Origin of the sequence: Parapedomonas caeni, assembly GCF_041060555.1 — a bacterium.
Taxonomy (GTDB): Bacteria; Pseudomonadota; Alphaproteobacteria; order Sphingomonadales; family Sphingomonadaceae; genus CAUJIW01.
Genome location: NZ_JBEUDS010000001.1, coordinates 130,707 through 144,150 on the forward strand (window position 1 = coordinate 130,707; position 13,444 = coordinate 144,150).

Annotated in this window: 11 protein-coding genes; 8 read left to right on the top strand and 3 right to left on the bottom strand. The window is 68.4% G+C overall.

The annotated features are described in order from the left end of the window. Positions 1-88: 88 nt before the first annotated feature. The 7 genes from plsY (at position 89) to ABU113_RS00595 (ending at position 9,981) form a co-directional block, all read left to right on the top strand. A complete protein-coding gene (plsY, locus tag ABU113_RS00565; protein WP_454557520.1) occupies positions 89-691 on the top strand; it encodes a glycerol-3-phosphate 1-O-acyltransferase PlsY in 603 nt (200 codons plus the stop codon). 95 nt (positions 692-786) lie between these two features. Continuing rightward, positions 787-1,902 (top strand): DNA-processing protein DprA, encoded by a 1,116-nt coding sequence (dprA, locus tag ABU113_RS00570; protein ID WP_454557521.1) that lies wholly within the window; start codon positions 787-789, stop codon positions 1,900-1,902. Between the two features lie 100 nt (positions 1,903-2,002). Then, positions 2,003-4,708 carry a type I DNA topoisomerase gene (gene topA, locus ABU113_RS00575; protein ID WP_454557720.1) on the top strand — a complete coding sequence of 902 codons (2,706 nt, stop codon included), beginning with the start codon at positions 2,003-2,005 and terminating at the stop codon, positions 4,706-4,708. Further along, entirely contained in the window at positions 4,708-6,930 is a 2,223-nt protein-coding gene (rnr, locus tag ABU113_RS00580; RefSeq protein ID WP_454557522.1) for a ribonuclease R, read from the top strand. Before topA ends, rnr begins: the two co-directional genes overlap by 1 nt. A 90-nt stretch (positions 6,931-7,020) precedes the next feature. Continuing rightward, positions 7,021-7,950: a glycosyltransferase family 2 protein gene (locus ABU113_RS00585; RefSeq protein ID WP_454557523.1), complete on the top strand. Its 930-nt coding sequence runs from the start codon at positions 7,021-7,023 to the stop codon at positions 7,948-7,950. Next, positions 7,947-8,366 (top strand): GtrA family protein, encoded by a 420-nt coding sequence (locus tag ABU113_RS00590; protein WP_454557524.1) that lies wholly within the window; start codon positions 7,947-7,949, stop codon positions 8,364-8,366. The genes ABU113_RS00585 and ABU113_RS00590 overlap by 4 nt, the downstream gene beginning before the upstream one ends. A 7-nt stretch (positions 8,367-8,373) precedes the next feature. Continuing rightward, positions 8,374-9,981: a hypothetical protein gene (locus tag ABU113_RS00595; RefSeq protein WP_454557525.1), complete on the top strand. Its 1,608-nt coding sequence runs from the start codon at positions 8,374-8,376 to the stop codon at positions 9,979-9,981. Here ABU113_RS00595 and ABU113_RS00600 read toward each other — a convergent pair. Next, on the bottom strand, positions 9,968-10,294 hold the full coding sequence (locus tag ABU113_RS00600; protein WP_454557526.1) for an Hpt domain-containing protein: 327 nt from the start codon (positions 10,292-10,294) through the stop codon (positions 9,968-9,970). The genes ABU113_RS00595 and ABU113_RS00600 overlap by 14 nt on opposite strands. A 159-nt stretch (positions 10,295-10,453) precedes the next feature. Between ABU113_RS00600 and rpmG the strand changes: the two genes are divergently transcribed. Further along, positions 10,454-10,621 (top strand): 50S ribosomal protein L33, encoded by a 168-nt coding sequence (gene rpmG, locus ABU113_RS00605; protein ID WP_454557527.1) that lies wholly within the window; start codon positions 10,454-10,456, stop codon positions 10,619-10,621. A gap of 129 nt (positions 10,622-10,750) precedes the next feature. On the opposite strand, the gene ABU113_RS00610 is transcribed toward rpmG, so the two are convergent. Together ABU113_RS00610 and moaB are read right to left on the bottom strand one after the other, a co-directional pair. Next, positions 10,751-12,907: a prolyl oligopeptidase family serine peptidase gene (locus ABU113_RS00610; protein ID WP_454557528.1), complete on the bottom strand. Its 2,157-nt coding sequence runs from the start codon at positions 12,905-12,907 to the stop codon at positions 10,751-10,753. A 5-nt stretch (positions 12,908-12,912) separates the two neighbouring features. Next, positions 12,913-13,440 (bottom strand): molybdenum cofactor biosynthesis protein B, encoded by a 528-nt coding sequence (gene moaB, locus ABU113_RS00615; RefSeq protein ID WP_454557529.1) that lies wholly within the window; start codon positions 13,438-13,440, stop codon positions 12,913-12,915. Positions 13,441-13,444 lie beyond the last annotated feature (4 nt).

Genomic DNA, 13,444 nt, shown 5'->3' on the forward strand with positions numbered 1-13,444 from the left:
GCAGGCGCCATCGACCACAGGCGGCGTTGCACAGAAGGGGCGGGCGAATTAGGGTCGCGGCCCTGACGAACAACGGGGCGGGCAAGCGATGCTGCAAAATCCTTGGGTGTGGGTGGCGATCGGCTACCTGCTGGGCGCGATTCCCTTCGGCCTGCTGCTGACCCGCCTGGCCGGGCTGGGGGACATCCGCGCCATCGGGTCGGGTAACATCGGCGCCACCAACGTGCTGCGCACCGGCAACAAGGCGCTGGCGGCGGCGACGCTGCTGCTCGATGGCGGCAAGGGCGCGGTGGCGCTGCTGCTGGCCCGCCATTTCGCCCCCGACGCCGCCGCACTGGCTGGTGGCGCCGCCTTCCTCGGTCACCTGTTTCCCGTCTGGCTGAAGTTCAAGGGCGGCAAGGGGGTCGCTACGTACATCGGCGTGATGATCGCCGCCTCTTTCTGGGCCGCGGTCGCTTTCGGGGTCACCTGGCTCGCCATCGCCTTCACGCTGCGGTATTCGTCGTTGGCGGCCCTGGTCGCCGTGGTGGTGACGCCGGTCGTCGCCTTCCTGATCGGCCGGCTCGACGTGGCGGCGCTGGCGCTGGCGATGGCCTGCCTGGTCATCCTCAAGCATGAGGCCAATATCAGCCGGCTGCTGAAGGGCCAGGAGCCAAAGATCGGTCAGAAGGGCGACGCGACCGCCGGGTGACGGGGGCGGCGCGCGGCGGCCTGATCGGGTCATGCGGCGGTCATGCCGCGACATGGTTGCTTGACCTCGGCGAGGTGTTGGCCGAAGTTGCAACCATGGGGCGATTTTCCACTCTGGCGCTGAGCGAACAGGTGGCGCGGCTGCGCCTGATCCGGACCGACCATGTGGGGCCGGTGACCTGTCGTCAGTTGCTGGCCCGTTTCGGCACCGCCGAGGCGGCGCTGGCGGCGTTGCCGGAGCTGGCCCGGCGCGGTGGCGCCCGCGCCGTGCGGATTCCGCCGGTTGCTCTCGCCGAGCGGGAAATGGCGGCGGTCGAGGCCCTGGGTGGCGGGCATCTGTTCCTTGGCGCGCCGCCCTATCCGTCATGGCTCGGGCACATCGAGGATGCGCCGCCGGTGCTGACGGCGATCGGCCATGTCACTCTGTTCGACCGGCCGGCGGTGGCGCTGGTGGGCGCCCGCAATGCCTCGGCTGTCGGGCTCCGGCTGGCCCGTCAGCTCGCGCACGGGCTGGCGGAGGCGGGTATCGTGGTGGTCTCGGGGCTTGCGCGCGGTATCGACGGCGCGGCGCATCAGGGCGCGCTGGACGGCGGTACGGTGGCGGTGGTCGCCGGCGGGCTTGACGTGTTCTATCCGCCCGAGCACCGGCCATTACAGGAAGAGATCGCCCGGCGCGGTCTGGTGGTGGCGGAGCAGCCACCGGGCACCGAACCGCTGGCGCGGCATTTTCCGCGCCGCAACCGCATCATCTCCGGCCTGTCGCTGGGGGTGGTGGTGGTCGAGGCGGCGCCGAAGTCCGGCTCCTTGATTACCGCACGGCTGGCGACGGAGCAGGGGCGGGAGGTGATGGCGGTGCCGGGCTCGCCGCTGGACGCGCGTGCCCAGGGCGCCAACGGCCTGATCCGCGAGGGTGCGACGCTGGTGCAGTCGGTCGACGACATCCTGGAGGTGGTCGCCCCGCTGGTGCGGCGCGGTCCGGCCGAACCGGGCCGTGATTTCATGCCGCCGCCGGTGGCGGCCGATGCCAGCGACGGCGAACGGGCGGCGATCACCGGTCTGCTGTCGCCGGTGCCGACGCCTGTCGACGACCTCATCCGCCTGTCCGGCCTGCCGCCGGCCATCGTACTGACGGTGCTGCTGGAGCTGGAACTGGCGGGCCGGTTGACCCGTCAGGCCGGGCACAAGGTGGCCCTGTCGGGCGATCTGATGTAGGCACGGACAGTTGCGCGACTTGCGGTAGGTGGCCTACCTGCTGTATGCGTCCCGCCCCAGTGCGCACTGACGCGCCCATTCTGGTCGAGGGGACATGCCCGTGGATGTCGTGATCGTCGAATCGCCGGCCAAGGCGAAAACGATCAACAAGTATCTCGGCTCGAACTACAAGGTTCTGGCGTCCTACGGCCATGTCCGCGACCTGCCGCCCAAGGACGGCTCGGTGGAGCCGGATGAAGACTTCCGCATGCACTGGGAGGTCTATGGCGACAAGGCCAAGCAGCTCAAGGCCATCGCCGACGAGGTCAAGCAGGCCGACCGTCTGATTCTCGCCACCGACCCCGATCGCGAGGGCGAGGCGATCTCCTGGCATCTGCTGGAAGTGCTCAAGGCCCGCAAGGCGCTGCCCAAGGGCGGCGTCGAGCGCGTCACCTTCAACGAGATCACCAAGTCGGCGGTCAGCGAGGCGATGGCCAACCCGCGCGAGCTCGACCGCGAGATGATCGACGCCTATCTCGCCCGCCGCGCGCTGGACTATCTGGTCGGCTTCACCCTGTCGCCGGTGCTGTGGCGCAAGCTGCCCGGCGCCAAGTCGGCCGGGCGGGTGCAGTCGGTGGCGCTGCGGCTGATCTGCGACCGCGAACTTGAGGTCGAGCGCTTCGTCGCCCGCGAATACTGGTCGATCGACGGGCTGTTCACCAACGCCGCGCGGGAGCCGTTCACGGCCCGGCTGGTGAGCTGGCAGGGCCGCAAGCTCGACAAGTTCGACCTCGCCGACGAGGCCCAGGCGATGGCCGCCAAGGCGGCGGTGGAGGCCGGGCGCTACACCATCCAGTCGGTCGAACAGAAGCCGGTGATGCGCAATCCCTGGCCGCCGTTCATCACCTCGACGCTGCAGCAGGAGGCCGCCCGCAAGCTCGGCTTCACCGCCACCCAGACCATGCGGGTCGCCCAGCAGCTCTATGAGGGCGTGTCGATGGGTGGCGAGACCACGGGTCTCATCACCTACATGCGGACCGACGGCGTGACGCTGTCGCAGGAAGCGATCGCCAGCGCCCGCCATGTCATCGCCGCCCAGTTCGGCAATGCCTATCTGCCGGAAAAGCCGCGCACCTACACCACCAAGGCGAAAAACGCCCAGGAAGCCCACGAGGCGATCCGTCCGACCGATCTGCGGCGCACCCCCGGTGATGTCGCCCACTATCTCTCGACCGAGCAGGCCCGGCTGTACGAGCTGATCTGGAAGCGCACGCTGGCCAGCCAGATGTCGAGTGCGCGCATGGAGCGCACCACCGCCGAGATCGTCTCCGCCGACCAGCAGGTGGTGCTGCGGGCGACCGGCCAGGTGGTCGCCTTCGCCGGCTTCCTCGCCGTCTACGACGAAGGCCGCGACGACGCCGAGGACGAGGAGTCCCGCCGGCTGCCCAAGCTGACGGTGGGCGAGACCCCGGCGCTGGGCGAGGTGCGCGCCGAACAGCACTTCACCACCCCGCCGCCGCGCTATTCCGAAGCCTCGCTCGTCAAGCGGCTGGAGGAGCTGGGCATCGGCCGGCCGTCCACCTACGCCTCGATCCTGCAGACGCTGCGCGACCGCGCCTATGTGCGGATGGAGAAGAACCGCTTTCACCCGGAAGAGAAGGGCCGGCTGGTCACCGCCTTCCTGGAGAAGTTCTTCGAGCGCTACGTCGAATATGATTTCACCGCCGACCTGGAAGGCCAGCTCGACCAGATTTCCGCCGGCGAGCTGGACTGGAAGGACGTGCTGCGGGCCTTCTGGGCCGACTTCCAGCCCAAGACCAAGGAAATCCTGGAGCTGAAACCCTCCGACGTGGTCAAGGCGCTCGACCTGTTCTTGGAGCCCTACCTGTTTCCGGTGCGCGCCGACGGCTCCGATCCGCGTGTCTGTCCGGCCTGTCAGGGCGGCCGGCTGTCGCTGAAGTCGGGCAAGTTCGGCGCCTTCGTCGCCTGCTCGAACTACCCCGAGTGCCGCTATACCCGCCAGTTCGGCGCCGAGGACAAGAATGGCGGCGTCGCCGACGACGGGCCGAAGGTGCTGGGCGAGGATCCGGCCACCGGTCAGCCGGTGACGCTGCGCTCGGGCCGCTTCGGCCTCTATGTCCAGCTCGGCGAAGGCGGCGAGAAGCCGCCGCGCGCGTCCATCCCCAAGGACGTGGCGGCGGACACGCTGTCGCTCGATCTGGCGCTGGCGCTGCTGGCACTGCCGCGCACCATCGGTACCCACCCGGAATCCGGCAAGCCGATCGTCGCCTCCATCGGCCGCTTCGGCCCTTATCTGGCGCATGACGGCAAATACGCCCGCCTGAAGAGCACCGACGAGGTGCTGACCATGGGCATGAACCAGGCGGTCTCGACGCTGGCGGACGCCGCCGCCCGTGGCGGCCGCCCGGAGCGCAAGGCGGCGACGGCGCTGAAGGAACTGGGCGCGCACCCGGAGAGCGGCGCGGTGCTCAAGATCATGGATGGCCGCTTCGGCCCCTACGTCACCGATGGCAGCCTGAACGCCACCCTGCCGCGCGGCACCGATCCGCAAGCCTATACGCTGGAGCAGGCGGTGGTGCTGCTGGCGGAGCGGGCCGCCAAGGGGCCGGCGAAGAAAAAGGGCAAGGCGGCGCCGAAGGCCAAGGCTGCTCCCAAGGCCAAGCCGGCCAAGGGTGATGGCGAGGCCAAGCCTGCCAAGGCCGGCAAGACGACGGCCTCGAAGGCCAAGCCCAAGGCTGCGAAGAAGCCGGCCAAACGGGGGGGCGCCAAGCCCGCCGCCGTTAAGCCCAAGGCCGCGACGGAGTGATGCGCAAGCCCGCCAGCGCACTGCCGACGCGCGACGAGATTCTCGCCTTCATCAGGGACAATCCGACCGCCGTCGGCAAGCGGGAGATCGCGCGGGCCTTCGGCCTCACCGCGCAGGACAAGATCGGCCTGAAAGCCCTGCTGAAGGAGCTGGAGGGCGAGGGAGTGCTCGATCGCGGCGCCGGGCGGGCCTACCATGTCGGCGGCCAATTGCCGAAAGTCGCGGTGCTGAAGGTGACCCGCGTCACCCACGACGGCGAGGTGTTCGGTGTGCCGGAGGTGTGGGAACATCCGGGCAAGCCGCCGTCGGTGCGGATCATGGAACGCGGCCGCCGCGCCGCCCTGGGGGTCGGCGACCGCTGCCTGGCGCGCATGGACGTGACCTCGGCCGGCCTCTATCGCGGCCATGTGCTGAAGAAGCTGGAAAAGCGGCTGGAGCACGTGCTGGGGGTGATCCGCCGCTCGGGGCGCGAATGGCGGCTGGAATCGGTCGACAAGCGGCTGCGGGCGGAGTTCGTCATTCCGCCGGACCAGCTCAACGATGCCGGCGCTGGCGAACTGGTGCTGGCCGAACCGATGGGGCGGGGGCGCACGCTGGGCCTGCAGCCGGTCAAGGTGGTCGAGCGGCTGGGCGATCCGTTCGCGCCCAAGGCGTTCTCGCTGATCGCTATTCACGCCAAGCTGATCCCGCACCGCTTCACCGACGAGGCGCTGCGCGAGGCCGAGGCCAGCGCGCACCAGCCGCTGGGGGAGCGCGAGGATCTGCGCCATATCCCGTTCCTGGTCATCGATCCGGTCGACGCGCGTGACCATGACGACGCCATCTGGGCCACCGCCGACGATGACCCCGCCAACGCCAATGGCTGGCAGGTAGCGGTCGCCATCGCCGACGTCAGCTACTTCGTCCGCCCCGGTACCGCGCTCGACCGCGACGCCTGGGAGCGCGGCAACTCGGTCTATTTCCCCGACCGCGTGGTGCCGATGCTGCCGCACGCGTTGTCAAGCGACGCCTGCTCGCTGACCGAGGGCACCGACAAGGCCGCCCTGGTCTGCCTGATGCAGATCGGTCCCAAGGGCGCGCTGAAGTCATGGCGCTTCACCCGCGCGGTGATCCGCTGCGCCGCCAACCTTGCCTACGAACAGGCGCAGGCGGCCATCGACGGCAGCAGCGACGACAAGACCCGGCAGCACATCAAGGGACTGCACGAGCTGTGGGGCGCCTGGCGCTCGCTGCTGGCGGCGCGCGATGCCCGTCAGCCGCTCGACCTCGACCTGCCGGAGAAGCGGGTTGTGCTCGACGACAAGGGGCGGGTGGTCGACATCGCCATCCGCGCCCGCTTCGATGCCCACCGGGTGGTCGAGGATTTCATGATCGCCGCCAACGTCGCGGCCGCCAAGGCGCTGGAGGGCCATGTGGCGCCCGGCGTGTTCCGCGCTCATGAACCGCCGACGCGCGAGAAGCTGGTGACGCTGAAGGACTATCTGGAAACGCTCGACGTCAAGCTGGCGCTGGGCCAGGTGGTCAAGCCGGCGCTGTTCAACGCGGTGCTCAAGGCGGTGGCCGGACAGCCGTTCGCCGAGCAGGTGGCCGAGCAGGTGCTGCGCACCCAGATGCAGGCCTATTACAGCCCGGAGAGCATCGGCCATTTCGGTCTGGCGCTGCAATCCTACGCCCATTTCACCTCGCCGATCCGCCGCTACGCCGACCTGCTGGTGCATCGCTCGCTGGTGCGCGTGCTGGGGCTGGGCGAGGGTGGCCTGTCGGACGAGCAGGCAAGCCATCTGGCGCGTACCGCCGAACATATCTCGATGACCGAGCGTCGTGCGATGGAGGCCGAGCGCGACACGGTGGACCGCTATGTGGCGGCCTATCTGTCGGAACGGGTCGGCGAGACCTTCCCCGGTCGCGTCACTGGCGTCGCTCGCTTCGGCCTGTTCGTCACCATCGAGGGACTGGGCGGCGATGGCCTCATCCCCATCAGCACACTGGGCGAGGAACGGTTCACCTTCGACGAGGCGAGCATGAGCCTGGAGGGCAGCTGGAGCGGCGCGCGGGCGACCATTGGCCAGCGCATGCCGGTGCGGCTGGTGGAGGCCAACCCGGTCACCGGCGGCCTGCGTTTCGAGCTGGCGGAGCCGCTGTCGGACGGGGTGACGCCGGCGGCGCGCCCGACTCGTCGTGGCACGAAACCGGCTCGTCGCGGGCGCCGCGACCGCCGCTGAGGTGATGGGAAGAGTCGTGACGACAGGTTATTGTGGACTGCATGACCGGGCGGTCGCTGCCCGGCGTGACGACGCCAGCGGGAGAGTTTGATGGACGAGGCTGGAGCACAGGCGCGCGCCGTATCGCCGACGCAGGGCGCGGCGGGCATCGCCTATTCCATCCTCATTCCCTGCTACAACGAGCGCAATGCCATCGCCGCCACCATCGAGGCCGTGCGGTCGGCCTGCACGCGCGACCTGCCCGCCGGCAGCTTCGAGGTTATCGTCATTGATGACGGGTCGGTCGACCAGTCGGGCGATGTCGTCGCGGCGCTGGCGGCCGACGACCATCGTATCCGCCTGATCCGGCACCGGCGCAACCGCGGCTACGGCGCGGCGCTCAAGACCGGCCTGATGGAAGCCCGTGGCGGCTGGATCGCCATCACCGACGCCGACGGCACCTATCCCAATGAGCGACTGGGCGAGCTGTTCGCCCAGCCGGACGCCGACATGGTGGTGGGCGCGCGCATTGGCGACGACGTGGTTTATTCCCGGCTGCGGCGCATCCCCAAGATCTTCCTGCGCTTCTATGCCCAGTGGATCACCCAGAGCCATATACCGGATATCAACTCGGGCTTCCGTGCCTTCCGCGCCGACATCGCCCGGCGCTACATCATGCTGTTGCCGGACGGTTTCAGCTTCACCACCACCATCACCATCGCCATGTTCATGGAGAACCTTGAGGTGATCTATGAGCCGATCTCCTATGCGCCACGCATCGGTCGCTCGAAGATCAAGCCGATCCGAGATACCTTGCGCTTCGTTTCCACCATCGCCCGCACCGGCATGTATTTCGCGCCGCTGCGTGTCCTCAAGCCGTTCATCCTCACGTTCTGGGCGGCTGCCCTGGTCAGCCTCGGCTACGACATGTTCGTGCTGTCCGACCTCACCGACAAGACCACCACCAGCCTGCTGCTGGCGCTCAACACCACCATGCTCGGCCTGCTCGCCGATCTGATCGACCGCCGGACCCGTTCGTGATCGCAGCCCTGGCCACCCGCCTGCTGGGGAGCCGCTGGCGTTCCCTGCTGCTCTATGGCGTGGTGGGCGGGGTATCGGCACTGCTGATCCTCGGCATCACCTTCAGCGCGACGGAAGGCGCGGGGCTGGAGCCCGAGGTCTCGAACGGGATCGCGCTGGTGGCGGCGCTGCTGTTCAATTTCTGGGCCAGCCGGCATGTCATTTTCGGCGCCACCCACCATCACTGGGGGCGGCAGATGCTGCGCTTCGTCATGGTGTCCGGTGGCGCCCGGCTGGTGGAATGGGGGCTGTTCGCGTTGCTGGTCGACCGCGTGGGCATTCCCTATATGCTGCTGGCAGTCCTGATCCTTGGCGCGTCGTTCTTCGTCAAATATGCCCTCTATCGACACATCGTCTTCCGCCGTGTCGTTGCCTGAGGATGACATGACCAGCCGTTGGCTGGCGGCGTGCATGGCCGGCGCGCTGTGTCTGGCGCTGGTCTGGCTGGTGATGGCGCTGGCCGACCCGCTGAGCGTGCAGGACGACGTGCGCCAGCACATTGCCTGGCTGGAGGCGATCCGCGATCCCCGCCTGTTCGTCGATGATCCGATCGCCCGTTACTTCGAGGCCAGCAACACCCAGGCCTTCAAGCTGCTCTACACCCTGCCGGCGCACCTGGGCGTGTCGCCGCTGCTGCTGGCCAAGCTCTACCCGGCGTTGCTGACCCTGCTGCTGGCGTGGACCGGCTTTCACGTGCTGCGCGGGTTCGATCTCGCGCCGCCGGCCGCCGGTCTGGGCAGCCTGCTGCTGATCCAGGCGCTGTGGGTGACGGATGATCTTGCCTGCGCGTCCGCCCGCGCCTTTGCCTGGCTGTGGCTCATGGTCATGCTGCTGGGCTGGCGCCGGCGCTGGCTGATGCTGGCCGGCGCGTCGGGGTTGCTGCTGGGCCTGACCTATCCGCCGGTTGCGGTCCTGACCGGCGTCACGCTGGGGTTGGTGGGAGTCTGGCAACTTCTGCGGCGCGAGCGCCCTGACTGGTCGCCGGGTCTCGTGATGCTCGGTACGCTCATGGCGGGTACGCTGGCGGTGACGCTCACCGGTGGCAGTGGCGGTCCGCTGGTCACTGGTGTCGAGGCGCGCGGTCTGGCGGAGTTCGCCGCTGACGGCCGGACGCCGTTCTTTGCCGCCAGTCCGGTAACCTACTGGCTGTTCGGGGCGCGCAGTGGTGCGCTGCCGGTGCCGGGACTGCGCCATGGCTTGGCGCTGCTGGCGACACTGATCGCGCTGGCGCTGGCCGGGCGCCTGCCGGTTGACCTGCGGCGGCTGGCGATCGCCGCGCTGGCGGCGGGCTGGATGCTGTGGGCACTGGCGCATGCGGTGCTGTTCGATCTCTATCTGCCGGCACGGTTTGCTCTGACCGGGCTGCGACTGGCGGTGGCGTTGCTGGCGGGCTGGGGGCTGTGGTGGATGCTCGGCCGGTTGTCTGTCTGGCCGCGCCGGCTGCTGGTGGGGACGTTGGTGCTGCTGCCACTGGCAGGGCTGGCGGCGCCCCCGTCGGCGCTGGGGCTGGTCTCCCGGCCGCTGGCGCCCGAGATCATCGTGGCGCTGCGCCGGCTGCCGACGGAAAGTCTGATTGCCGGCAACAGTGCGGACCTCGACATGGTGCCGGCGCTGGCCGGCCGGTCGGTGCTGGCGGCGCGGGAGTTCCATGTCGCCTATCATCGCGACTATCGGGAGGTCATGCGCCAGCGACTGGCCGACAGCATTGCCGCGACCTATGCCTTGTCAGCGGCGCCGGTGGCGACGGTGCGCGAGCGCTACAGCGTGACCCACCTGCTGGTGGATCGTGGAGCATTCAACGCGCAGGCGGCGCGGCAGGCCTGGTGGTACGGCATTCTGGCCCAGACGGGGCATCTGCCGGCCTGTACGGCATCGACGTGCGGTGGCTGGGTGCTGGCGCGTCCGGCCTGCATCGTTGCCGAGCAGAACCGGCAGGCGTTGCTGTCGGTGGATTGCCTGCTGGACCGTCCCGATGGGCTCAGGCAGCCGTGAAACGGCTGTGCAGTGTCGCCAGCATCAGGTCGAGATAGGCGATGTCGGCGCCGCGCCGGGCGTCCAGCATGTCATCCATCATGTCGAGATAGCTGGCGATGGGGGTCGCGCGCCCCTGGGTCCGGAGGTCGTCTTCCAGGGCGTGGATGAGGCCGGCGATGGCGCGCTGGCCGTAGGCCGCCGACAGGCCCTTGAGCGAATGAATCTGGCGGGCCAGCTCGTCGACGGGCAGGCGACGGTAGTCAGCCCGCAGGTCGTCGATCCGGTCTCCCAGTGCCTGTTTCGCGTCCTGCCAGTCGTCGTCGGACATCATTGAACGGCCCTCCCAAGCTTTCCGACTATAAAAGCGTGACGATTGCCGCTCCATTAACGCCGCATGTCTTGACTTGGCCGGGTCCATGGGGCATAGGCGGCCACCTGTTTTCGGGCAGCGCGCGACGTTGGCCCACTATCAAGACCGAGGACTTCAGTCATGGCGAAGCCAACCACCGTAAAGATCAAACTGGTGAGCACTGCCGACACCGGCTATTTCTATGTCACCAAGAAGAATCCGCGCACGCAGACGGAAAAGCTGTCGTTCCGCAAGTACGACCCGATCGCGCGCAAGCACGTCGATTTCAAAGAAGCAAAAATCAAATAAGATTTGGGGATCGCCTGAAAAAAAGAGAGAGCACGGCGGGAGAGATCCCGCCGTCTTTTTTTGTGCGGATGGGGTTTGCCGGCCGCGAGGCCCGAGCGGGGACGCCGCCCGGGCGAGTGTCGCCAGCGATCAGCGCGCGGCCGCCGTGCCGGCCGGCTTGAGCTGACTGTCGAGATAGACCTTCATCAGCGCCGCCCGGTATGCGGTTTCCTTGAGGTTGGCGACGCCGGCATGGCCGCCGTCGATGTTTTCGTAATAGAAGAACGGATGGCCCTGGGCCTCCATGCGGGCGGCCATCTTGCGGGCGTGGCCGGGATGGACCCGATCGTCCTTGGTCGATGTGTAGAAGAACACCCGGGGGTACCGGGCATCGGCCGTCAGGCGCTGATAGGGCGAGTAGCCGCTGATATAGGCCCACTGCGCCGGATCGTCCGGGTTGCCGTATTCGCCGACCCACGAGGCGCCGGCGAGCAGCTTGTGGTAGCGCTTCATGTCCGCCAGCGGCACGCCGCAGATCACCGCGCCGTAGAGCTCCGGGTGCTGGGTGAAGGCCACCGACACCAGCAGGCCGCCGTTGGAGCGGCCGTAGATGCCGAGCTGGGCCGGCGTGGTGAGCTTGCGCTGGTGCAGATCGGCGGCGACCGCCGCGAAATCGTCATAGGCGCGCTGGCGATGTTCCAGCAGCGCCGACTGGTGCCAGTCCGGTCCGAATTCGCCGCCGCCGCGGATGTTGGCGACGACATAGGCGCCGCCATCCTCCAGCCAGAACTGAACTTCCGGCGTCACGTAGTTGGGTAACAAGGGAATTTCAAAGCCACCATAAGAATAGAGCAGGGTTGGCAGCGGGCCTGTCGCATTCTTGGGCCGCACCACCCAGTAGGGGATGTTCGTGCCGTCCTTCGAGGTGGCGAAGGCCTGCTCCACGATGAAACGCGCCGGGTCGAAGCGTTGCGGCAACCGGTAGGGCGACTGCTGGCGGCCTTCGTCGACGGCGAGCAGCGTCTGGGGCGTGGTGAAGCCTTCGTGGGTCAGCAGCACCAGGTTGGAGTCGTCGCTGGTCGAGATCAGGTGCAGCGCGCCGTTGGGCGGCACCGCCATGTCGCGGACCTTCCAGGCCGGTTCGCCCCGGTTGAGCGCCAGCAGCCGACCGCGCACCTTGTCGAGCACCGTGACGTAGAGCACGTCGCGGGCGCCGGCCACTTCATAGACGGCGACACCCGCCGGCGGGGCATAGACCAGTTCCACCTTGGTGGCGCCGGCGTTGACCAGTGGCCGGACCGGGTAGGCGACCAGCGCGCCGCGCCTGTAGGTTACGCCGTCGTGGGTCCAGTCGCCGCGCAGCAGGGCGACGGCGAGGCCGGAGAACACGCCCTTGAAATCAGCGTCGAGCGGCAGCGGCGAGCGGGCGAGAGCGCCGTCGTCAGCGACATGGTAGATTTCGGCGGTCCAGAAGGTCAGGCCGCGAACGATGGTACGGAAGGCGCCGTCGACGCCGATGCGAGTGTCGGGCGCCGCCCATACATCGTCCGTCTTGCCTTCGAACAGGGTACGGGCGTCCGCCAGCGGTGTGCCGCGTTTCCACAGCTTGATGATGCGCGGATAACCGGATTCGGTGAGGCTGCCGGGACCATAATCGGTGCCGACCAGCAGGCTGTCGCGGTCGAACCAGTCGACCCGCGCCTTGGCTTCCGGCAGCCGGAAGCCGTCGGCCACGAACTGGCCGGACTTCATGTCGAACTCGCGGATCTCGACGGCGTCCTTGCCTCCGCGTGACAGCGAGACAAGGCAGCGGTCGTAGGCCGGCATCAGGCACTGCGCGCCCTTCCACACCCAGTTCTCGCCCTCCGCTTTTGCCAGCGCGTCGACGTCGATCAGCGTCCGCCATGCCGGCTTGCCGGCGAGGTAGTCCTTCAGCGGACTGGTGCGCCAGATGCCGCGCACATGCTGGTCATCCTGCCAGAACCCGACGACCGACTGGCCCTGGATGGCCGCGAACGGGATGCGCTGTTTATCGGAGAGGATGGCCTCGGCCCGCGCGCGATAACCGGCGAAACCTGGCTGGGCTTCCAGCGTGGCGAGCGAGGTGGCATTGCGGGCGCGTACCCAGTCAAGCGCGGCCTTGCCCTCGACGTCCTCCAGCCACTGGAAGGGGTCGTCGGCCTGAATCTCCGCCGCCGGGGCGGATGGCGTCAAGCCCCCCACAGTCATCGCGGCGAGAACGCCCAGCAGCAGCGTGCGCATGATGGTCTCCTTGAGGATGTCGTTGATGCGGACATGGACATGCAATCAGGTCAGCGTTCGGTCAGGCGGGGCATCAGTTCGACGAAATTGCAGGGCTTGTGCCGGCTGTCGAGCTGGTCACGCAGGATCTTGTCCCAGCCGTCCTTCACGGCGCCCGTCGAACCGGGCAGCGCGAACAGATAGGTGCCGCGGGCAACGCCGGCGGTGGCGCGGGACTGGATGGTCGAGGTGCCGATGGAGGCGTAGCTCAGCCAGCGGAACAGCTCGCCGAAACCCGGTATGTCCTTTTCGCACACCTGGGCGAACGCCTCCGGCGTGACGTCGCGGCCGGTAACGCCGGTGCCGCCGGTGGTGATGACCACGTCCACCCGTGGGTCGGCGATCCAGCCGCGCAAGGCCTCGACGATCAGGCCTGTGTCATCGCTCACGATGCGGCGGTCGGCGACGCGGTGGCCGGCGGCCTCGATGCGTTCCACCAGCGTCTGGCCGGATCTGTCGTCGGCCAGCGTGCGGGAGTCGGACACGGTCAGCACGGCGATCTGTACGGGCTGGAACGGCAGGCTCTCGTCGATGGGCATGGCG